This window comes from Deltaproteobacteria bacterium, from assembly GCA_021737785.1.
Lineage (GTDB): Bacteria > Desulfobacterota > DSM-4660 > Desulfatiglandales > Desulfatiglandaceae > AUK324.
Map to the genome: position 1 here is coordinate 1 of JAIPDI010000050.1, position 20,459 is coordinate 20,459.

22 protein-coding genes are annotated in these 20,459 nt (G+C 52.2%); 18 read left to right on the plus strand and 4 right to left on the minus strand.

The genetic code is table 11. The features are described from left to right. Positions 1-389: 389 nt before the first annotated feature. The 7 genes from K9N21_19520 to K9N21_19550 all read left to right on the plus strand — a co-directional run bounded on the left by K9N21_19520 (position 390) and on the right by K9N21_19550 (position 5,108). On the plus strand, positions 390-584 hold the full coding sequence (locus K9N21_19520) for a hypothetical protein (GenBank protein ID MCF8146102.1): 195 nt from the start codon (positions 390-392) through the stop codon (positions 582-584). Positions 585-1,349: 765 nt separating this feature from the next. After that, positions 1,350-2,492: an MBL fold metallo-hydrolase gene (locus K9N21_19525; GenBank protein ID MCF8146103.1), complete on the plus strand. Its 1,143-nt coding sequence runs from the start codon at positions 1,350-1,352 to the stop codon at positions 2,490-2,492. Between the two features lie 582 nt (positions 2,493-3,074). After that, positions 3,075-3,356 (plus strand): type II toxin-antitoxin system RelE/ParE family toxin, encoded by a 282-nt coding sequence (locus tag K9N21_19530; GenBank protein MCF8146104.1) that lies wholly within the window; start codon positions 3,075-3,077, stop codon positions 3,354-3,356. 11 nt (positions 3,357-3,367) lie between these two features. After that, positions 3,368-3,682, plus strand: coding sequence for a HigA family addiction module antidote protein (locus K9N21_19535; protein MCF8146105.1), 315 nt, complete (start codon positions 3,368-3,370; stop codon positions 3,680-3,682). A gap of 128 nt (positions 3,683-3,810) precedes the next feature. After that, entirely contained in the window at positions 3,811-3,987 is a 177-nt protein-coding gene (locus tag K9N21_19540) for a hypothetical protein (GenBank protein MCF8146106.1), read from the plus strand. 87 nt (positions 3,988-4,074) lie between these two features. Further along, the gene (locus tag K9N21_19545; GenBank protein ID MCF8146107.1) at positions 4,075-4,296 is read left to right on the plus strand and encodes a hypothetical protein; all 222 of its coding nucleotides are present in this window, start codon (positions 4,075-4,077) and stop codon (positions 4,294-4,296) included. 128 nt (positions 4,297-4,424) lie between these two features. Further along, on the plus strand, positions 4,425-5,108 hold the full coding sequence (locus K9N21_19550) for a GAF domain-containing protein (protein ID MCF8146108.1): 684 nt from the start codon (positions 4,425-4,427) through the stop codon (positions 5,106-5,108). A 130-nt stretch (positions 5,109-5,238) separates the two neighbouring features. On the opposite strand, the gene K9N21_19555 is transcribed toward K9N21_19550, so the two are convergent. Then, positions 5,239-5,814 carry a lytic transglycosylase domain-containing protein gene (locus K9N21_19555; GenBank protein MCF8146109.1) on the minus strand — a complete coding sequence of 192 codons (576 nt, stop codon included), beginning with the start codon at positions 5,812-5,814 and terminating at the stop codon, positions 5,239-5,241. 532 nt (positions 5,815-6,346) lie between these two features. Between K9N21_19555 and K9N21_19560 the strand changes: the two genes are divergently transcribed. Next, complete coding sequence (locus K9N21_19560) at positions 6,347-6,592, plus strand: hypothetical protein (GenBank protein ID MCF8146110.1); 246 nt, start codon at positions 6,347-6,349, stop codon at positions 6,590-6,592. 70 nt (positions 6,593-6,662) lie between these two features. On the opposite strand, the gene K9N21_19565 is transcribed toward K9N21_19560, so the two are convergent. Then, positions 6,663-8,522 (minus strand): hypothetical protein, encoded by a 1,860-nt coding sequence (locus K9N21_19565; GenBank protein ID MCF8146111.1) that lies wholly within the window; start codon positions 8,520-8,522, stop codon positions 6,663-6,665. A gap of 1,154 nt (positions 8,523-9,676) precedes the next feature. Between K9N21_19565 and K9N21_19570 the strand changes: the two genes are divergently transcribed. The 5 genes from K9N21_19570 to K9N21_19590 all read left to right on the plus strand — a co-directional run bounded on the left by K9N21_19570 (position 9,677) and on the right by K9N21_19590 (position 14,857). Continuing rightward, positions 9,677-9,898, plus strand: coding sequence for an amphi-Trp domain-containing protein (locus tag K9N21_19570; protein MCF8146112.1), 222 nt, complete (start codon positions 9,677-9,679; stop codon positions 9,896-9,898). A gap of 234 nt (positions 9,899-10,132) precedes the next feature. Beyond that, entirely contained in the window at positions 10,133-10,801 is a 669-nt protein-coding gene (locus K9N21_19575; GenBank protein ID MCF8146113.1) for an MBL fold metallo-hydrolase, read from the plus strand. 594 nt (positions 10,802-11,395) lie between these two features. Then, positions 11,396-12,196: a hypothetical protein gene (locus tag K9N21_19580; protein ID MCF8146114.1), complete on the plus strand. Its 801-nt coding sequence runs from the start codon at positions 11,396-11,398 to the stop codon at positions 12,194-12,196. Between the two features lie 58 nt (positions 12,197-12,254). Further along, positions 12,255-12,569 carry a cupin domain-containing protein gene (locus K9N21_19585; GenBank protein ID MCF8146115.1) on the plus strand — a complete coding sequence of 105 codons (315 nt, stop codon included), beginning with the start codon at positions 12,255-12,257 and terminating at the stop codon, positions 12,567-12,569. Between the two features lie 200 nt (positions 12,570-12,769). After that, positions 12,770-14,857 carry an acetate--CoA ligase family protein gene (locus K9N21_19590; GenBank protein MCF8146116.1) on the plus strand — a complete coding sequence of 696 codons (2,088 nt, stop codon included), beginning with the start codon at positions 12,770-12,772 and terminating at the stop codon, positions 14,855-14,857. A 25-nt stretch (positions 14,858-14,882) separates the two neighbouring features. Here the strand turns inward: K9N21_19590 and K9N21_19595 are convergent, their stop codons facing one another. Further along, positions 14,883-15,407, minus strand: coding sequence for an HdeD family acid-resistance protein (locus K9N21_19595; GenBank protein ID MCF8146117.1), 525 nt, complete (start codon positions 15,405-15,407; stop codon positions 14,883-14,885). A gap of 598 nt (positions 15,408-16,005) precedes the next feature. Here K9N21_19595 and K9N21_19600 point away from each other — a divergent pair. From K9N21_19600 to K9N21_19620, 5 genes are all read left to right on the plus strand, one after another. After that, positions 16,006-16,542: a DUF1579 domain-containing protein gene (locus K9N21_19600; GenBank protein MCF8146118.1), complete on the plus strand. Its 537-nt coding sequence runs from the start codon at positions 16,006-16,008 to the stop codon at positions 16,540-16,542. A gap of 481 nt (positions 16,543-17,023) precedes the next feature. Next, on the plus strand, positions 17,024-17,740 hold the full coding sequence (locus tag K9N21_19605) for a hypothetical protein (GenBank protein MCF8146119.1): 717 nt from the start codon (positions 17,024-17,026) through the stop codon (positions 17,738-17,740). Between the two features lie 201 nt (positions 17,741-17,941). Then, positions 17,942-18,616 carry a hypothetical protein gene (locus tag K9N21_19610; protein MCF8146120.1) on the plus strand — a complete coding sequence of 225 codons (675 nt, stop codon included), beginning with the start codon at positions 17,942-17,944 and terminating at the stop codon, positions 18,614-18,616. Beyond that, positions 18,607-19,137, plus strand: coding sequence for a cyclic nucleotide-binding domain-containing protein (locus tag K9N21_19615; protein MCF8146121.1), 531 nt, complete (start codon positions 18,607-18,609; stop codon positions 19,135-19,137). The genes K9N21_19610 and K9N21_19615 overlap by 10 nt, the downstream gene beginning before the upstream one ends. Continuing rightward, positions 19,134-19,745 carry a M23 family metallopeptidase gene (locus K9N21_19620; protein MCF8146122.1) on the plus strand — a complete coding sequence of 204 codons (612 nt, stop codon included), beginning with the start codon at positions 19,134-19,136 and terminating at the stop codon, positions 19,743-19,745. Before K9N21_19615 ends, K9N21_19620 begins: the two co-directional genes overlap by 4 nt. Before the next feature lie 9 nt (positions 19,746-19,754). Here the strand turns inward: K9N21_19620 and K9N21_19625 are convergent, their stop codons facing one another. Further along, entirely contained in the window at positions 19,755-20,414 is a 660-nt protein-coding gene (locus tag K9N21_19625; protein MCF8146123.1) for a hypothetical protein, read from the minus strand. Between the last annotated feature and the right edge of the window lie 45 nt (positions 20,415-20,459).

A 20,459-nucleotide genomic window follows, 5' to 3' on the forward strand; every position in this document is an offset into this window, starting at 1 on the left:
CCCGAGTCAAGCCCTGGTGATCATTTTTTGGCACTACATCCTTTATGGATAACATAACCTATTGAAATTATTAGATGCCGATTTTAAGAATAGCCTGATTTCGGCCCTGAAAATGAAATTGGCCACGAATTTCGGTTAACAGTGCGCATCTGTTCCTGGCGGAGATTTACGGGGAACTGGGTCTGGAGGAGAAGGCTCGCAACCATGCGGAAGAGGTGCGCAGGCTCGACCCCGGATTCTCCTTGGCGCGCGTTGACAGACTAGGCACCTACAGATATAAAGAGGCGGCTCATCTGGAACGTCGGATGGACGCCCTGCGCAAAGCCGGATTCAAGTGAGCAGTAAGGACGAACTGCGGGATCGCTTCATAGTTCAAAAGAGGTCATGGCATGTCTGAGGAACCCAAAATTGATAAGCAATCCGGTGTGGACAAGGGATTAGTCGCCATGTTCTTAAGCATGTCGCCCGAGGAGCGATTGCTGGCAAACGATAACGCGTTTCGTACAATTCTGGAGCTGAGAGATGGCTACAGGCAGAACGGGACGTTGGCAGAACGTTGTTTCTTTGTTGACATCTTAGGATGAAGTGGGTAATCGGAATCCATGCCCCGCCAAGCTCGCATAGATGGTCCTTCAGCCCTGCATCGCATCATCATCCCAGGAATCGAACTGAGAAGGATCTTTGAGGATGACAAAGACAGGGAGGATTTCCTTGAGCGGTTATCCGGTCTCGTAGAGGAAACAATGAGGCCCTGTTACGCATGGGCGGTCATGCCGAATCTTGTATTATGTTGAGTTCAACATAGTCGGCTATAGGCGGTGGATCCCAGTATTCAGAGACATTCGCCGCCTGCCTTAATAGAAATGATTGCTTCCAATGGTTCGTATACCCCAATTCCCATCATTTTCGGATTTCCCGGCGTCATAGGAGCACGTGACGCTCACCAAATGCACGCCCGTCCCGAACCAAGATTCTCCTATTGTGGCGACTCGCTCGGACTACAACATCCTGCGGACACATTTCCCTTGACGCCCAAACCCGTTTTGGGTATATCTCTTGCTCAAAAAAACGAGTTCTTATAACCTGTTATCACCTCTTTCCTTTTCGAGCACAGTGGCCAGATACCATCGGTCAGACAACAGGAGGTATTCATGAATTTGGTTGGCGAAGCAATTAAACAACGTCTGTCACGGCGGGCTTTTCTTAAAGGCGCCGGATCCCTTGCCGCGGTGCCTTTCCTGACAGGCCTCTGCGGGACAGTGCTGGGAGGATGCTCTTCAGGGTCCACAGCTGCCAGCGGTCCGGACAGGTTTAACACCAGGCTCGTGATCCTGGGGTCATCCGGTGGTGTGAGCTACTGGCCGGGATCAAACCGCGCGAGCTCCTCATCGGCGCTGGTCGTTAACGACACGATCTATCTCATTGATCTTGGACAGGGTTCCACTGCCCGGCTTAACGAGGCGTTCAATTCACAGAGTGTTGTAAATGCGGACGGCTCATATATGGACAATCCGTCTTCTACCTTTCTCGACAAAGTGAAAGCGCTCTTCTTTACGCATCTCCATCAGGACCATATCGCCGATTACGCCAACTTACTCCTGATCGGTGCCGGGTGCCATCTCGGCAATCCTTCGCCTTATGGCTGGGGCCAAAATCCACTGCAGGTCATAGGTCCCTGCAACCGAGGACAGCTGGATATCAACAATAATCCCAATATCCCGGATAAGGAGATAGACTCATGGATTATCTGGACAGACAATTCGGATCCTGCCTTGGTCACTCCAACGCCCGGTACCATACAGATGACCGACCTTGTCCTGCAGGCCTTTGCCCAGGCCGTCAATGATCTCATGCTCGATGACGGATATCCCAACTACAGAAGTCTGGTGGAGGTTACTGAGATCGGCAGGCTTCTCCAAACCCAGGACAGCCCCACCTGCCCTTTGATGGCGCCGTTTCCGGTATATCCCGCGGGGGGTGGCAGAGACGAAAACGGCGTCAGCGTGCAGGCCACGCTCGTGGATCATCATCAGGCATATCCGGCATTTGCATTTCGGTTCGACACGCCTGATGGATCGGTAGTTTTCTCGGGCGATACGGGCCCCAACACTACAGGCAACCGAGACCTTGTGAAAGGAGATCCGGAACTCGCTTATGGCAACCTGCAGATACTTGCTGACGGCGCTGATGTTTTGGTTCATGAGGTTATCGACACGGCATGGGTCAATAAAAAGTTTGGGGAAAACCCGGCCAAGACCTCACCGCTTTATGTCCTTAAGGAGCACATGTTAAGCGCGCACACGCAAATTGAACGGGTCGGGCAGGTTGCAACGTTTTGCAATGTCAAGACGCTGGTTATCAACCATATCGTGCCGGGCATGGCTCCGATGTCGCATCTGGAAAATGCCGGGCAGAACTTCTTGGGAAACCTGATTATCAGTGAGGACCTCATGCAAATTGGTGTAAGCACGTTTGGTGGTGTTGTGCTGTGATAACGGATCAAGTCTTGTCCATACTTACGCACCGAGTATAAATAAAATTGACATCGCGGGATATAATGACGCCCTGTTACGCATAGGCTCATGACCAACCACGTACACCTCCTTCTTTGCACCGGGACGGAGCGTTCCTGTTGCCTCGATCATGCGAAGGCTGCTGACCGGTTATGCGGTGAGCTGATCAGAGAGGTCAGTGGTGGGGGTCGGGCCAAGCTGACTACCAGGGATTAAAACGGATACTCTCGAAATGCCCCCTCATTTTCGGTTTATGTCGCGCTTTTTGGCAGGGAAAACGCATTATTGGAATTGAACCATGGCGGGAGAGCGCCCGGCTGACCTCCTGCTCATGCAGGCGGGGGAATTTGTTGGGTGCCGTTACGAATCAATGTGTCAGGGTTATGACTTGGATGGAATTGCCGAAAAAGTGGCTGAAGTTTATGGAGCCGGGTGAGATGCTGTGCAGTAGGAGCAGCGAAAGATGAAGGCAAGGATTCTGGTCCCCATCCGTATCGTCAGTCCATTTGAGTGAACGCTATTTCGGTTGACAATTGTCACGTGACGATTTACAATCCTAACATGATCAAAACATTTGCCGATAAGGAAACGCAGCAGCTTTTTACTGTTGGCAAATCAAGACGCCTGGCACCCGATTTGGCCAAGAGAGCTGTAAGGCGCTTGGAATACATCCATTACGCAACGAACCTGAATGACCTCTTGGTTCCCCCAAGTAATCGGCTGCACGCACTAAAAGGAGATCGAAAAGGACAACATTCAATATCGATCAACGACCAATGGCGAATTTGTTTCCGTTTCCTTGAAGGCGATGCCTACGACGTTGAAATAACCGATTATCATTAGAGGATAGGAAGATGGCTTTATCTAACTCAAAGAAGCGAGAAATGCCGCCAACACATCCTGGTGAAATGCTCAGAGAGGACTTCATGCCGGATTTTGATCTGACCGCAACGACCTTGGCTAAGGCCCTGGGGGTGTCACGCCAAACTGTGAATGAAATTTTGAGAGAACGGCGTGCCATAACACCTGCTATGGCGCTTAGATTATCTCGCCTTTTTGGAAACTCTCCAGAATTTTGGCTGACTGCACAACATTCCCGGGATTTGTGGGATTCCGAACAGCTGTTTCACAAGGAACTATCTCACATTCAACCGTTACATGCTGCCTAAACCAAGTGTAATAAAGGGGGCTACGCTTGACTCATATTTTATGTATAAGGCATGCTTAAAACGCGCTCCAGTTAAGCCGAGAGTTCTTCGCTAACAGGATCGCTTCATAGTTCAAAAGAGGTCATAGCATGTCTGAGGAACCCAAAATTGATGACCACTCCGGTGTGGACAAGGGATTAGTCGCCATGTTCTTAAGGATGTCGCCCGAAGAGCGATTGCTGGCAAACGATAACGCTTTTCGTACAATTCTGGAGCTGAGAGATGCCTACAGGCAGCGGAAAGCCAACGAGCGCAAGCCTGAGTGAAGCTCTGGAGGGGCTTCTAAAGGCAAAGGTCGATTTTATTTTGGTCGGAGGCCTTGCCGCCTAATCCAAGGAGCCCCGGTCACAACAATGGATGTGGACATTGTTCACAACCAATCCCCTGAGAATATCGCCAGGTTATTTGCCTTTCTCAAATCTATTGAGGCTGTTCAGCGTCGCTTGGATGACAAGTTGATTGAACCAAAGACACTCGACCTGTCGGGGAAGGGCCACGTGCTCCTTACGACCCGTATTGGCCCGCTGGATGTATTGGCAATTATTGAGGGGGGAGATCCTATGAGGATTTCCTGAGCACACGGTGGAAATTGATTTCAGAGCCCACACCCTTCGAGTGCTGGACCTAAAGACGTTAATCGAATTCCACGTTAGGTTTAGTACTTTATAAGACGTTATCTTATACAAAAAACATGGGGATGAATATGGAAAATATGGATGCAAACCCGTACAATCGGGAAAAGATCACCGAAGACGTTTTGAAAGAATGGCAGAACCTGCTTGATGACACAGCTGAGATCCTTTGCGTGCCTGCGGGGCTGATCACGCGCGTTGACGGTAATGAAATTGAGATCCTCCTCTCAAGTGAGACTGAGGGCAACCCCTATCCGGCAGCGTACAAGTCACAGTACCCGGATTCCGGATGGTACTGTGAGCATACTCTGAAAAGCAGGGGGCTTAATCTAATTTCAAATGCTCTCCAAGATTCTCAGTGGAAAGACAATCCTGCTGCAGTCGACCTGCACATGATCTCCTACCTGGGATTGCCCATTGAACGCTCCGATGGAAAACAGTTCGGGACTGTGTGTTTCCTTGACAACAAGCAGAACGCGCATAATGACACACACATCAAACTGGTCAAGCAGATCAAAAGGATGATCGAACTGTCCCTTCGCATTATTTTAGCCAAGGAGGAGATAGACCGCCGGGATCGTTTGCTTGATGATTTGAGTAAGATTTACCCGATCTGCAGTTATTGCAAGAAGGTACAGGATAAAACGGGCAAGTGGATCTCGGTGGAAGAATATGTCCATGATATTTCCGGTGCCATGGCCTCTCACGGTATCTGCCCTCAGTGCTATAAAAGGGAGATCACAAAAATTACCTAACCGGCGCATGAACCGTGAAAATTTTCAGGACGGAAAGTTTTCGGGACGTCCCGAAGGGATTACCTCACCTAACCACGAGGCAAAAAATACCTCCCTGATGAAACCTTTTCCCACCAGCTTGACCGCGCCGTCATGCCGTCATTTGGGAATACTCGCGGACCCGCTTCACATAGTTCCGGGTCTCCTGATAGGGCACACTTCCGTTGTATCGTTCAACCGTACCAGGACCCGCGTTATACGCCGCAAGGGCCTTATTCAGATCATTTCCGAACCGATCGAGCATGGATCTCAAATAGCGGCTTCCGCCATCAATATTCTGATCAATATCAAATGGATCTTCTACCCCCAGGGAACTGGCTGTTGCGGGCATCAACTGCATCAGGCCCCTGGCCCCGGCAGAAGAAATGGCATGGACCCGAAAACTCGATTCAGCCTGAATCACACCCCTTATCAGCTCAGGCGGCAATGAATACTTTTGAGCTGCATTCTGAATACTTTTTTCGATTTTCTGCGACACGGTATCTTTTCCGGAAGCTTTTACCTCTTTTTGCTTGCCTTTGGGGGAAACATCGGTAGGCTGCGGATCCAGTTTTTTAGCAGACTCTATGGTCTTGACTGGAGAGCGTTCGATCCTTCTTTGAAAAGCCCCTGAAGACGGCGCTGATCTTACAATAACAGGATTGGACAGATAATCCTGGGCTGTCAGCCCTGTCTTTTTCCCTTCTTCAAGGCATGCTCTGAATATCCCGCTAAAGCTGAGATTGCGGGAGCGTTCTGAGCCTCTTGATAAGGGTCGCTCCTGTGCCAAACGTTCGGCGGTTTTCTGTCGGCCAATTTGTTGCGAAACGATCAAATTCTTTTCCAGCACAGCCAAATCCTCAATAAGTTTCCGGGGTCAATAACGCATATGGTTTCTATGGGCTGCCATGCCCTATCCTGTGAGGATGGAACATGCAAATATTGTTCCAAATCTTTCAACCCCCGTTGCAGCCAAAATATCCCAGGGCAATATTCCCCTCGGCTCCCAAGGCCGAATCCCGTGTGGTCAGAGCCCGAAAAAGGGAGTCCTTATCACCTCGCCTTATCACCTATCACGCACTCAGGCTTCGTATGATGGGTGTGATGGGGGTCGGGCCAAGCTAACCACCAGGGATTAAGTCGAATATTCTCGAAATGCCCCTCATTTTCGGGCTATATCGCGTTTTTTGACAGGAAAAACGCATTATTGGGATTGAACTGTGGCGAGAGAGCGCCTGGCTAACCTCCTTCTTATGCAGGCGGGGCAAGAATATGAGCGCCGTTACGAATTAAAGCGCCACGGTTATGACCTGGACCGAATTGCGGAAGGGGTGGCGGAAATCTATGGAATGGAACCGCGTCACACACTGTGCATGGGCAGGCAGCAGCGAAAGGTGAAGGCAGGGAGTCTGGTCCCCATCCCCCCATCCATGGATATTTCCGGGAGGATATGGCTCGCATATTAACATGATTCCGTGGTCCGACTCAATGCCTAAATGCAATGGCGAATGCCCATCGATTGCGTTTTACGGTTACCTATTCCTTCACCACCAGGTTCACGTTGACCGTCACCTTGTTGAGCGTCGCACGGATGGTCACCGTCGGACTTCCCGTCACTGTATACGTGGTAATGGTAAAATCCTGCGACTCCTGCCCATCCGGTATGATGACCGTATCGGGCACTGTCGCCCACGTGGTGTTACTGGACTCCAGGCTGACCGTCACGCCGCCTTCGGGGGCTGGCGTGTCAATGGTAACCGTACCGGTTGAGGGCGAGCCTCCCTTGACCTGGATTGGAGATGCCGCGATCAGTTCCATGATGGGGTACAGCACGCTGCTGAAATCCACGGTGACGTCCTGTCTCTGCGCAAAGTTTTTCTTGGCGTCGAATCGGCCCACGTAGTGATGAATGATTCCGTACCGGGCATCTTCAGATATCTGGTTGACTCCATATTGCATCTGAAACTTGTATGTTGCACTTGAAACCTGCTTCGTCATCAGCACTCCCGACGATTGAGGCTGGAACAGTTTGCAGTTGTTGTTGTTGAGATGATTGATGTGCTCGGTGAATTTCGGGTTCATCGAGTACCAGTTCCAGTAAAAATTCATCATACCGGTGTTGGAAAGATTGTCCACTTCCCAGTCGGAAACGTCGGTTTCCGTCTCATGGCTTATCCCGGCCCTCCCTTCCACGCCCTCCTTGTTGAAGCCCACATCCAGATCATACCCTGAAGTATATGTCGTATCTTCAACCTTATTCGCCGGGCTTGCGCTGTAAAAATGGAAATTGCTATAGTCGGTAAACTCTGGTGTGAATGAGAACAGGTACTGCATTTGAGCATAACCGAACCCGGTGAGTTTGACCGGATCGTATCCCTGGTCGGTGTACAGCGAATAATATGACTTGTCATTGATTGGCATGGCCACATTATTTCCCGAATCTGTCGAATTGGGGCCTGAAATCGGGTCTGCCGCTCCCTGGTGGTCAACCACGAGGTACTGGAAGTCCCCGTTGGCGTTGTTTGGCGAATTGTCGAGATACAGACTGACAAAGACGGTGGGCGAGATGTTGCCTGCCTGGTATCCTTCGGGATACTGGGGCGATGGGAAGTAGAGTTTTGCCTGCCCCTTGTACATTCTCCACCATGCGTTATTCAGCTTCCAGTCGTATTCCGGGATGTATCGCCACTGATAGTTCTTCAATTCAGGCGGAATGTCGCTGTTGTCGCTTGCTTCTGCAAGAATTATCCTGTTTTCCCACAATCTGTCTACAATTCGCTCCACAAACCGGTAGGGTCCCGTGACATTTTCAATGTCGCTCTTAAAATACGCCTGGCCTGTCACAAACGCATCACCATCCATCTCGAAGTCTATTGGGTCGCCCTCCGGATTGCTTACGCTGAAATCGGAAAGATCCCACTCGATGGCGCGGGGATGATCAATAATCGTCATTCGTCTTCCACTGTTGGAAGGATCTGGAATCACGACGTACCCAAGACTCGTGTCGTTGCCAAATGCGATGCCTATGAGTTTCACCAGCGCCTGCTTGTGCTGGCCGCTTGCATTTAGCACCAGCAGCGTCTTATCGTTTTTCAGGTAGCTCCTGATTGTCTGATTGTCGGCCAATTCCTCCGGGCTCATCCTGTCGCCGTCGACTATCAGCCCGTGCTTTTCGCCCGACGTATCGCCGTCTATCGACACTCCCTGAGCAACAAGCTGCAGGGCAATTGGATTGCCGTCGACCGGGTGAAGCGCGGCGAAGAAGAAGTCCGGGGGCAGTGGTTGTTCTCCCGACGTTGAAGTTTCAGACGATGAGCATCCGACTGCGATGAAAACAGTGACGATCCCGGAAAGGATCAACAGAAATAAGTTAGCGATTCTGATCCGTTGTTTCATTAGCCATAGCCTCCTCGATCGATTGATGGAGGCCGGTTGCCTCCGGTGCCATGAGGTGAAGAAAGGTGGGGTGATAGAGCGTCTTGTTTGCGGAAACGGACTGTAGCAGGAACGGGCTTGTGTGTCAACAGCAATGGCGTCGTGAAATATGGGCCATCGCGTCGGCAAAGGCGAAGGCCTTTTCGGGCACTGGAAATGGGAGGGGCGGCACCGGTTAAAAAGTAAGTTGAAAAGATAATGAGTTTTTTTGTTAATGATCTGGCATGCCCAGGGAACCCCGCTTGGACGCGCCCGGTGTGTTGCACCACATCATGATCCGGGAGATAGAGCGCCGGAAGATATTCATAGACGATAAAAGATCGGGAGGGCATGCTGGCGCGCCTGGCTAACCTCCTGCTCATGCAGGCGGGGAAATTTTTTGGGCGCCGTCATGAAACGATGTGCCACGGTTATGACTTGGATGGAATTGTCGAAAGGGGGCAAAAATTTATAAAATGGAGCCGGGTGACATCAGGTGCTGGGGCAAGCAGCAGCGAAAGGTGAAGGCAAGGAGTCTGTGCCCCATCCCACAAAATATTCCAGTGGATTGCCTGCGACGCCCTCTGAATATAATCATAATCGTTATGCTCTTGAAAAACTGGCTTGACATATCAAAAAGGGTATATACTCTAAATAATATGTGGCGAATCGAAGAACATAGGCGGATTGACAAACAGATGGATTCGCTTCCGATTGAGGTGCTTAAGCGATATGAAAAATGGAAGGACATCGCCACAATTTTCGGCCCATCAGGGTTGCAATTGATCAAGGGATTCCACGACCCGGCTGGGACCTCGAATGCGAGCCGATAGTGAGCCGGAAATGAGCTGGTTCGATGCGGTCTAGGCCGATCTGAGTCACAAAACGTGAAGGCTTGTGGGATGTCCGGAAAGGGCCGGTCAAAACCGGCATGAAGTAGAAGGTGAGGCTTATGTGCCAAGTCCTCTATCCCCAACGCGTTCGATCTCACTGAACGCAGAGGGTGAGAAGTTTTCTTCTTGACCAAAGGGGCTTGGAGGGCATTTGGACCAAGGCGTCTATCCAGAGGACTTGTGCGGGTGAGTGCGGTTGGCGAGTGGATGGAAAATTGAATGACCGACAAGGGAGGTAAGGCGATGGTGAAGAAGAAGGAAAGAGATCTGGAGAAAACCTATTCCATCAAGCAGACAGCGGCCAAGTTGAGACGCCTGGCCGACTGCCTGGAGAGCGGCAAGCCGTATCAGATCCAGGTCGCGGGAGAGAGGATCCGCGTCCCGGCCCATGCCACATTCAGCATTGAACACGAAAGGGATGGAAACCGCGAGGAAGTCGAATTTCAGTTCAAGTGGGAGAACTGAGAACGGACCGACAGTCCGAGGACTGAAGAATCCGCCAGACAGAGGGCGTGAGACGCGAAGAAGTTCTGTCGTCGCGTTTACAGGTCACCCTGGTGAGAAACCCGAGGCTTAGGATTCAGGACAACAAGGGAAGAGCAAGACATATCAGGTAAACCCAGGTGCTTTCGGCTGTTAACAGATCCTAGGTCGGCCTTGGCACCGGGAAATGATGAATAGGGTAGGAGGGGTTTCCTTATGGCATCAGACATTCTTTCAAATTTGTGGCAGGTGGGAGGTCCGGGATTCACAGCGGCTGAAGACGCCGCCATCTACCTGGTGCGTTTCGGAGACAGGGCGGCCCTCATCGATGCCGGGTGTGGGAGGGCACATGAGGCCCTGGTATCCAACATTTCCAGGTGTATCCCTGAAACAGTGACCATTTCGTATCTGCTGCTCACCCATTGCCATTATGACCATACGGGCGGCGCTGAAGCCGTCAGAAACGCATATGGCTGCCGGATCGTTGCCCATGCCCTGGATGCGATCTATCTGGAATCCGGAGACAGTGAGGTGACTGCGGCTTCGTGGTACGGGTCACGGATGCGGCCCCTCGGCATTGACATCAAGATCCAGGAAGACGTTTATCCTCTTTCCATCGGAGGCGGACAGGTAAATGCTTATCATTGGCCGGGCCATTCTCCCGGGTCTCTGGTCTATACAACCGAGATGGAAGGCAAGACCGTCTTGTTCGGTCAAGATGTTCACGGCCCTCTCGACCCTTCACTTCTCTCCGACCCAGAGGCCTACCGGAATTCATTGAAAATGCTCCTGGAGCTGGATGCGGATATCCTCTGCGAAGGGCACTTCGGTGTGTACCAGGGGAAAAGCGCGGTTCAGCGCTTTATTCGGTCATTCATGGTGTAGATGTGCCCGATGATTTTTGAAGAGAGATCTCAGAGGAGGTTTTTCAGAGGTAAAACGCTTTTTTGGCAGGCTCTTTAGCGAAATGCCATTAAGTGCTTCTTATAATCGTGTATTGAGAGGTTTGTAATGCCAATTTGCACAAAGTGTAAGAAATCGATTCCGGATGGAGATGCGAAACTGCTGCATTCAAAGCTAGTATGCGAAGACTGTTATATTGATGAGGTCATGCCAAGGATGTCAAAAGCGCATTATGATAATGGCGCTGAATTCATGAACAGATTGAAAGACTCATATTCAGTGCGCAGACAGCAGTATCACTGAATTTTAAACCTTTTTTTATGCCACCCTGCCACACCCGCAGTCGGCCGGTTCGGGCCGGCTGGGTCGCATGTTGATGGATAGGTGAAGAGAAGAGATCCATATCGCGGTTGGCGGAATGCGCCATGCATATTCGGCCAGGACAAGGAACCTATCTCATTAAGCCTTTTCGCCAATAAGGGATAGGCGCGCGGCTTTATGTAATCGCATTTTGCCGCATCACCTGGGATTGGTATAAATCACTGATGTTGACCTTGAATGCCGGAGGGAAAAGATATGAATTTCAAAGAAAAGCGGCGGCTGGGAAGCACGGGGCTCGAGGCGGGTCCCCTCGGTCTCGCGGCCGGGTACGGGGCGCCCGCAAGTGCCTTTGAAAGGGCATTTGAAATGGGCTGCAACTATTTTTACTGGGGTTCCATGCGAAAGTGCGGCATGCGGGACGCCATTCGAAACATCTGCGGCAAAGGAAAACGGGATGATATTATCCTTGTGATCCAGAGCTATTCAAGGTCCGCACTTCTCATGGAGTCATTTGCACAAAAGGCCCTGAAGACTCTCGGCCAGGACCACGCGGATGTCCTGCTTCTGGGCTGGCACAACAGATCTCCGTCAAATCGAATACTGGAAAGGGCTGCGGCCATGAAGGAGAAGGGGATGGTTCGGTTTCTGGCGCTCTCGGGCCACAACCGAAGCCTCTTCCCGGAACTCGCGAGGCTCGGGGTATTTGACCTCTTTCACGTGCGCTACAACGCGGCCCACAGGGGGGCGGAGCAGGAGATATTTCCGCATATTCAGGGGGAAGGGAGGCCCGGGATCGTCTCTTACACGGCCACGCGGTGGGGTCAGCTTCTCAAGAAAAAGAGGATGCCCCCGGGGGAGGACCCGCCGCCCGCCAGTCACTGCTACCGCTTTGCCCTGACAAATCCGTCAGTGGATGTGTGCGTGTGTGGGCCAAAGAATTCCCATCAGATGGACGAGGCGCTCAGGACGTTGGATCTGGGTCCGCTCAGCACTGAGGAGATGGCGCGGATGATCCGGATCGGCGATTACGTTCATGACCACGGGATGATGTGGTGAACGGCCTTTTCAAATCCGTAAAGATCCCTTAGTTTCGTTTAACGTAACGGAGACTAAAATGACCGTCCCTTACCAGATACGTTTTGATCAGATAGAATGGGAAACGCCGATGATCGGGGTGAGGCAGAAATACGCTGATCGCGATGGCCGGCGTATCCGGCTGGTTGAGTATTCAAAGGAAATGCCTCCCCATTGGTGTGAAAAGGGGCATTGCGGCTACCTGATCAGTGGAAAAATGGAAATCGAATATGCCGGCGGTACAATTACATATTGTCAAGGGGATGGAATTTACATCCCTGACGGACCTTCCCATAAACATAGAGGCAAGGTCCTTTCGGATAAGGCATTGGTGTTCTTCATGGAAAAAATATGAGAGCGGACCAAAGAAATGTCTCACACAAAGACACAGAGACACAAAGGGACAAAAACGGAGTTCCCTGTTTTGCGATTCATTCCGTGGCCAGGGCATTTCAGAAGCAAAGCAAATTGTGAGCGGAGCGAAGCTGGATAGCGTATGTCAAAATTTATACGGATTATCTGCTTCGCCGTCAGGACCGGTGAAAGGAAGTGAAAATGAAAGACGATCGTTCGTCGCAAGTATTTGATGCCCTTTTCAAGCCTCAACGCATTGTGGTGGTCGGGGGTAGTGAAAACCGCAGCAAGCCCGGGGGAAAGGTGCTTGCCAATATTGTTGAGCATCATTATCAGGGGACCCTCCATGTGGTAAACCCGGGCGGGACTCGGGTCATGGGCCTTCCCACATTCGCCTCCATCACCGATCTGCCCGGTGTGCCGGAGCTTGCCGTTGTCGCCATTCCGGCTGCGCGTGTGGCGGAGGCCCTGGAGCAGCTTGGCCAAAAGGGAACCACGGCCGTCGTCATCCTTTCCGCGGGTTTCGGTGAGAAGGACGAGAAAGGAAAAACAGAGGAAAAGCGGCTTCTTTCCATTGCACAGCGTTTCAAGATGACCCTCATCGGGCCGAACTGCTCCGGTTTCATGACCCCCTGCTACAGTGGAAAGTTCGCGGGCATCATTCCGCAACTGAAAGCCCGGTCCATCGATTTCATCAGCGGGTCCGGGGCCACCGTGGACCTGGTGATGGAGCAGGCAGTGCTGCGCGGTCTGTCCTTCTGTAACGTGGTGAACGTGGGGAATTCCGCACAAATCGGTGTGGAGGACCTGATCGCGCTGTATGATGAAAATTATGGGAAAGAGGGCTCGCCCATCCTGATGCTTTACCTGGAGGCCCTTAAGAAACCCGGACTCCTGTTGAAACACGCCCGGAACCTGACCCGAAAGGGGTGCGCCATCGTGGCCATCAAATCCGGTGTTTCACAATCGGGCGCCAGGGCCGCGGCAAGCCACACTGGCGCCATGGCCTCCGATGATATCACGGTTCAGGCCCTGTTCGATAAGGCGGGCATCATACGGGTGAAGAGCAAGATGGAACTCATAGATGTGGCCTGTGCGCTCCAGGCCACGGGCGGGGCGCTTAAGGGTAACCGCGCCCTTGTCATTACCGATGCAGGAGGTCCGGGCGTGATGCTCACCGATGAACTGGAGCGGCAGGGCCTCGTTTTGCCGGTGCTTGGCGCAAATACTCAAGAGCGGCTGCGACGGATACTCCCCCCGGAGGGTTCGGTGGCCAACCCCATCGACTGCCTTCCATCCAGAACGGCCTCTCAGGTACGGCAGCTCCTTTTCACGATTGGTGAACTGGAGACCGGAAACATCGATGTCATTGCCATCCAGGTAGCAAATCCGGGAATGTCCGATAACAGGGAGATCTATCGGGAGGTCGCCCGGGCCATGAAGACCTCCCCCATCCCCGTGGTGCCCTCGTTGACCTCTGTCAGCACATGCACCGGCTTGATCAGGGAATTTACCGACAGCGGCAATTTCTATTTTCCCGATGAGGTGAACCTGGGGAGCGCCCTGGGCAAAGTGCTGCGCAGGCGGCCGGTCTTTGAGATCTCCGGGGACCTGAAAGACTATGACCGGGTGGGCATTGATAAGATATTGTCAGAACACACCGGGTCCTTACCCGTACATGTGGTGACGGAGGCCCTTCAAAAGGGAGGGTTTGTTTTTCCGGGCCAGGCAGAAGCCGCGTCATTCGAGGAATTCAAGACAGCCTGCGAAATTACAGGCTTTCCCCTGGCGATCAAGGTCCTCGGGCCTCTCCATAAGAGTGATCTCGGCGGCGTGAGGCTGGGAATCACCGGTATGGGAGACGCGGAACGGTCCTGGCACGAGTTGATGTCGATATCGGGCGCAGAGGGTGTGGTGGTCCAGGAGATGGTGGGGGGTATCGAGGTGATCCTGGGGGCGAGTCGCACCGACGGTCTCGGCCACCTGGTGATGTTCGGCCTGGGGGGTATCTATACGGAGGTATTGAAGGATGTCCGGTTTGCACTCGCCCCTCTGTCGAGGGAAGAGTGCCGTGAGATGGTGACGGGCATCCGGGGCTATCCCATCCTTGAGGGGATCCGTGGACAGAAGGGGATCTCCGTGGAACTTCTGACCGGTTACATTGAAAGGTTGGGCCGTCTGGTGTCTGATTTTCCGGTTATCACCGAGCTCGATCTCAATCCGCTCAAGGGATGCGGGGACAGGTTATTCGTGGTCGATGCAAGAATGATCGTGGGGCAATCAGTGTAACCTTGAACCCTGAACCGGTGAACGCTTATGCATCCCTTAGCTTGAAGCCCAGAATCAACAGAAGCACACCGAAAAGGATGGCATAAATTCCGATCAGCCAGATCAGGGCCAGAGCCCCCGGCCCGGGGCTGATCAGAAGAAAAAGTCCAATCAGGATGGACAATATGCCGGTAAGCCCGAGTGCCCATTCGCCCTTCAACTGTTTTCGAAGCTGTATTGCAGCTGTAATTTCCAGGATCCCGGTCAGAATGGCCCAGATGGCGATGAACAGGAGAAGAATTACCGCAGTAAGTCCCGGCCAGGCAAATGCAAATATCCCCACTACGATACCTGCAATCCCTTCCAGGAAAAGCACCCACCACAGGCGCCGCTGCCGGTTGCGAAAGGCCGCTGAGAGGGCCAAAACGCCTTCAAAGATTACGTAAATGCCGAAAAGAAACACCAGCACCCCGAGGGTTAATCCAGGCCAGAGGAGGGCCAATAACCCGAAGGCGATGGCCAGAATTCCCCTCAGAACATAAATCCACCAGTCTCTTGATATAATGCCCAGCACAGGCAGCTCCTTTCTTTAAACCTAGTGTATTCATCTATCATTATGAAGCACTTATACTGTATTTTTCCACAAGAGGCAAGACCAATGGGGTCCATCATGTATTTCTCAAAAAATACGGCGGTACAGGAAAGTGACCTTCAATCCGGATATTCTGCCCATATTTGAGAAGACCTGTGGCGGTTCCTGCCTGATCCATGCTCCATGGGCTACACAAAAGCCTGACCCAATTTAGGGGTATTCCTGTATTTGCTTCTTGCTTAAACAGTGGTGATATGCTTCTGTATTGAAGGCGCTTGGAAGCGCTGACTTTTCTATAACGAGCGAAGAAGGTTGCCGTCCGGAACGGTTCCGGGAGGTTTAGTATCTTATTGCCAAGTTTTATGTCATAAAAAACAGAAAAATCTGGCTATCCTTCGACTGCACACTTACCCTTCCGCCATTCCGGCACGGTTTGTGGCCGGAATCCAGAAATACCCGGAGTGGATTCCGGCTAAGGGCATGCCGGAATGATGGAACAGCACACAGGCGTTTTGTCGTTAGGTGAAAACCTGTTTGGTTGCGGCCGTCATGCCGCCTTAGGAAAAGGAGATTTGTTATGGCCTTGGAAGGAAAACAGGAAGAAATGGACGTGCAGGCGGTAATGGAAATCTATCGAAAACTGGGAACTCCGGGCGAGCCCCACAAGGTGCTTGCGGCCATGGAAGGGAATTGGAACACCGCAAACAGGTTCTGGACGGAGCCCGGCAAGCCTCCTATGGAAAATGCCGGCACCTGCGAACAGAAAATGATCCTTGGCGGACGCTTTCTGCAGCAGGAGTTCCGGGGAGAAATGATGGGAACCCCCTTCACCGGCATCGGTGTCTTGGGATACGACAATTATACCAGGACGTACGTATCCACCTGGATGGATTCCATGTCGACCGCTATTCTTTTTTTTGAGGGCATTGCCGATGAAGACGGCAAGACCATTACTCAGTTTTGCCACCACGATGACCCCATAAAAGGCCCCATGAAGTGGCGTTCCGTGACCAGAATTGTGGACGAGAATAGGCATGAGTTTGAGATGTACAGTACGGATAAGACGGGTAAACAAGAAAAGATGATGGAGATCGTCTATACCCGAAGGTCATGATCAGCGGCCAGGGAATCTCAATCCTGCGGTGTAATCGATATCTCCTCAAATTTTTTCCGGGCCCGATGCCCCGGAGATCACCGGCCCTGTCCTCTTTTTATCCTTTCCTTCAATATCATCCAACAGACAGAGTCATGGTTTTATTGGACCCATTGTCTGCAACTTCTCTGCAACGTGCGAAGAAGTTTGCCCGCCCGGAACGCTTTTGGGACTTGGGTGAAACCTGGTTGGTTGTGGCCGTCTGGCCGGCTCAGGGTGTTGCATGATTGGGATTGAACCCCCGGATTGCACAGACTTCACGGCACATCACCCGGCAGAAAGGAGCTTCCCGGCCCGCTTCGAATGAAGTTTTGTTGGCGCAGAAGATATCTGTATTTGACCTCATGTGGTGCAAACGGTATAGTGCCCAAAATTGTGAGGCGGGTTCTGGCTGCAGGGACAGCCTGATCATCCCGTCCTGCCAAAAAGGAGATGACATACAATGCTTGAAGTTCGCATTCATGAAGGGGTATTCGATGCCTATCCGTCTTTTCGAAGGGGAATCGTGATCGCAAAAGATATTGATAATCAAGGTCACCCTGAGGAGCTTGAATCCCTGCTGCAACAGGCAATCACCCAAGCGGCAGAGCATCCGATAGACCTGAAGGGGGATCCCCGCGCGATGATATGGAGCGAGGCGCACCGCGGGTTCAATTCAAATCCCAACAAGTTCCCGCCGGCCCACTGCGCCCTCCTCAAGCGGGTCCAGAAAGCCGGGGCCCATATTCCCTTTATCAACAAGGTCGTCGCTGTCATGAACTATAATTCGATTATCAGCAAGATGCCTGTGGGTGGAGACGACATGGACAGGGCGGGAAAATGCCTTGAGTTGCGGTATGCCGATGGAAGCGAGACCTTCACCCCCCTCGGGCAACCGGATATCAGGGAGCACCCAGAACCTGGAGAAATCATCTATGTGGTGGCGGAATCCGGCGAGGTCATGTGTCGCCGATGGAACTGGCGAAACGGACACACCACGTTGATCAACGAAACAACAAGCTGCATCGTTATGAATATTGACGCCCTCGGCGAAGAGAGCGAGAAAGCGGCCATCGAGACGCGGGACCGCGTGGCACGTATGCTGGAACGGTTCTGTGGCGCGGAAACCGAGGAAACCCTGCTCGACCCCTCCCATCCATCCCACAGTTTTACAATGTAAAGGCGAGGTTCGGACAATCGCGCGAAACCGGGTGGGCCGGATAAACGCCCTGAACTCTGGAATGCGCCAAATTTGATCTTGATTTTAAACGGTTTTTGTTGAAAATGGGGGGTGCATGGAAGGCCGGTCCTTGAGGGATATGGAGAGGGACATGCCGGGCCGCCTCAGGAGATCTAATATAGATAAGGAAGGGTTCAAATAATGGGCAAGAAGACAAAGGATTCTATCCTGGATGATTACGAAAAACTCAAAAACGAAATACTCCGTGACAAAGTGGATGAAATTTTTCGTACTTACCCGGAGGATTATGTCTCGAAACTTGAGGAGTTAGGCTTTGAGTACGTGGAAGACGATGATGATCAGGAAGAGATCGAAGAAAGGAACGCCAAGCCGGAAAACCAGCGTCAAAGGGATCTGGTCGCATTTTTTGAGAACGGGAAGCCATTATCAGAAAAAATATTCGAGTGTTTTACAGAAGAAAAGGCCTCGGATGATCCCAATCACCCACTGATCAGGAAATATTTTAGAAAGGCAAATCAAAATCTCAAGGCCCTTATTCTATATGGCCTGGACAACTATCCCGGCAGGCTCGATCTTCTTTCCGACCTGGCATACTTCAATGAATTTGAAAATGTCCTCAGCCTCCTTATCACGCATTATACTCAGGCATGCATTGATCAGCAAAACCTTAACACGTTCTCAAGATTGGCCGAGGACTTTTATTATGCCACAAGTCCGGACGGCTACGAAGCCTATTATGCATTGAGAGAATTGTTCGAGCCTGAATCGGACAAGCGAAAAATCATAGACTTTCTCATTGCCGAAGATGAAAAAGGAAGCTTGATCCCGGAAGAGGGAGGTGGACGATGCATGTGAAAGGAAAGGGCGTTATCTCCGTTCTGTTTTGCTTATGGATCGGGTGTTTCGGCATTGCGGCGGTCTGTTCTGGGTCCGAAACCCCGGGTTCTCCTGAGACCCTGGTCAGCGCATTGCAGCAGGTTCCGGTTTTTCAACGGCTGGATAAAGACCAGTTGCATAAGGTGGCGGAAATCGCTGAACTGGTACAACGGAAAGATGGGGATCTGATCATCGAACAGGGAAAACGGGCAGAGAAGATGGCCATCGCTCTCGACAGCGAGGTCCGCATCAGGATCAACGGCGAGAACGTACGTGTCCTCCCGGTAAATTCACTGGTGGGCGAAATCGAGTTTCTGGAGGATGTCCCTGCCACTGCGGACGTGGTGCTCATGAGTAAATCAAGGGTTGTCCTGCTGAACCATAAAGGTTTTCAACAGGTGATGAATGCCGATCCAAGCTTGGGCTACAGGGTGATGATTGAAATCGCCAGAATGGAGGCCAACCGGCTTCGCATGAACAATCAGAGACAGGCCAGGTGATCCGGAACCGAGGAGGGGAGGGCGGTTTCGGAAAGTTGTATGGGCTGGATCTGCCGGGTGTAAAGGAATGGCTCTTCTGTCCCGGCATGTTGTTTCGGTCCACGGGCAAATGGTGGGGAGACAGGGGCCGGAGGAACCGACCCCACGAAGGGCTGGATCTGTTGCTGTACAGGGATCAGGAGGAGAGGGTCCTCCGTCTGAGTGAAGCAACCCCCATTCCGGTAATGTCCGACGGCGTGGTCGTCGGCATTATCCACGATTTTCTGGGTAAATCCGTCATTGTGGAACATCCTGTTCCTGATCGAGACGACGAAAGGTATTATACGATCTACGGGCATACCCGTCCTCGAAAAAATATCCGCGCGGGCACGGCAGTGAAGCGTGGGGAGGCCATTGCCACGGTGGCCCCACCGGGCCGGTCCGCCTTCCCTATGGCGCCGCACCTGCATATATCTGTTGCGTGGGCGCCCACCGCGGTTTCCCCTGACCATTTCAACTGGGATACCATGGCCGTTTCGGAACTCCTGACCCTGCTTGACCCGTTGCCTGTCATCTCCTGCCGCTGTCGGATATTGGTGAATGATGACCCGGTATGCCGGGGGCTTTAATCCTGCGGATCAGAGGGCCTCAAGAAATTCCTCCAGCGACATCCTGTCAAGTTCCTCTTTCAATTGATCATCGCCCAACATATCGCCCGTGAGGTCATCGCTGGTTTTGGGATGAATCATCTTCACAAGGGATGGTTCACTCTTATCCCGAAGCCATGCCGCCACCCGTGTCACGGGGCCCTTTATTTCGTCCAATTCCGCCCACAGGGCATCGGCCGCCTGCTTTGCATTTCCTGATGCAAGATGCGGGGCCACAAAAAACCGGTCCAGGATCACGGACACGGGGGTATATGCCTCCTTTTCGATTAGCCACTGCAGTTTTTGCCTGTAGGCCATTTCATAAAGGCCCGGGGACATATCTCCTCTGACAAGCGCCTTGTCGACGGGGACCCCGTATTTGCGACACAGGCCCCGGTCGGACCGAAGGGGTTCCGGGACCCATACGGCCCAATGGGCAGGATCTTTCTCCTCTGCATGGACGGGCATTGGAGGTGGCTCTATCGCGTCCTCCGGACCGGCCGCCGGAGATTTCGGCAATAGGGCGATCCGGTCCCCTGGCCTCAGGGGGACAAATGTGCCGTCAACTGTCTCATAACCCACTTCATGATGCCCGCAGGTGGGGCAGTTCCGCGAAGTGATGATTCCCATTACTATATCGTGAGTAGTCATGTCTCGGATTTCGCTTCCTTCATGGATATTTTGATCGAATAACCG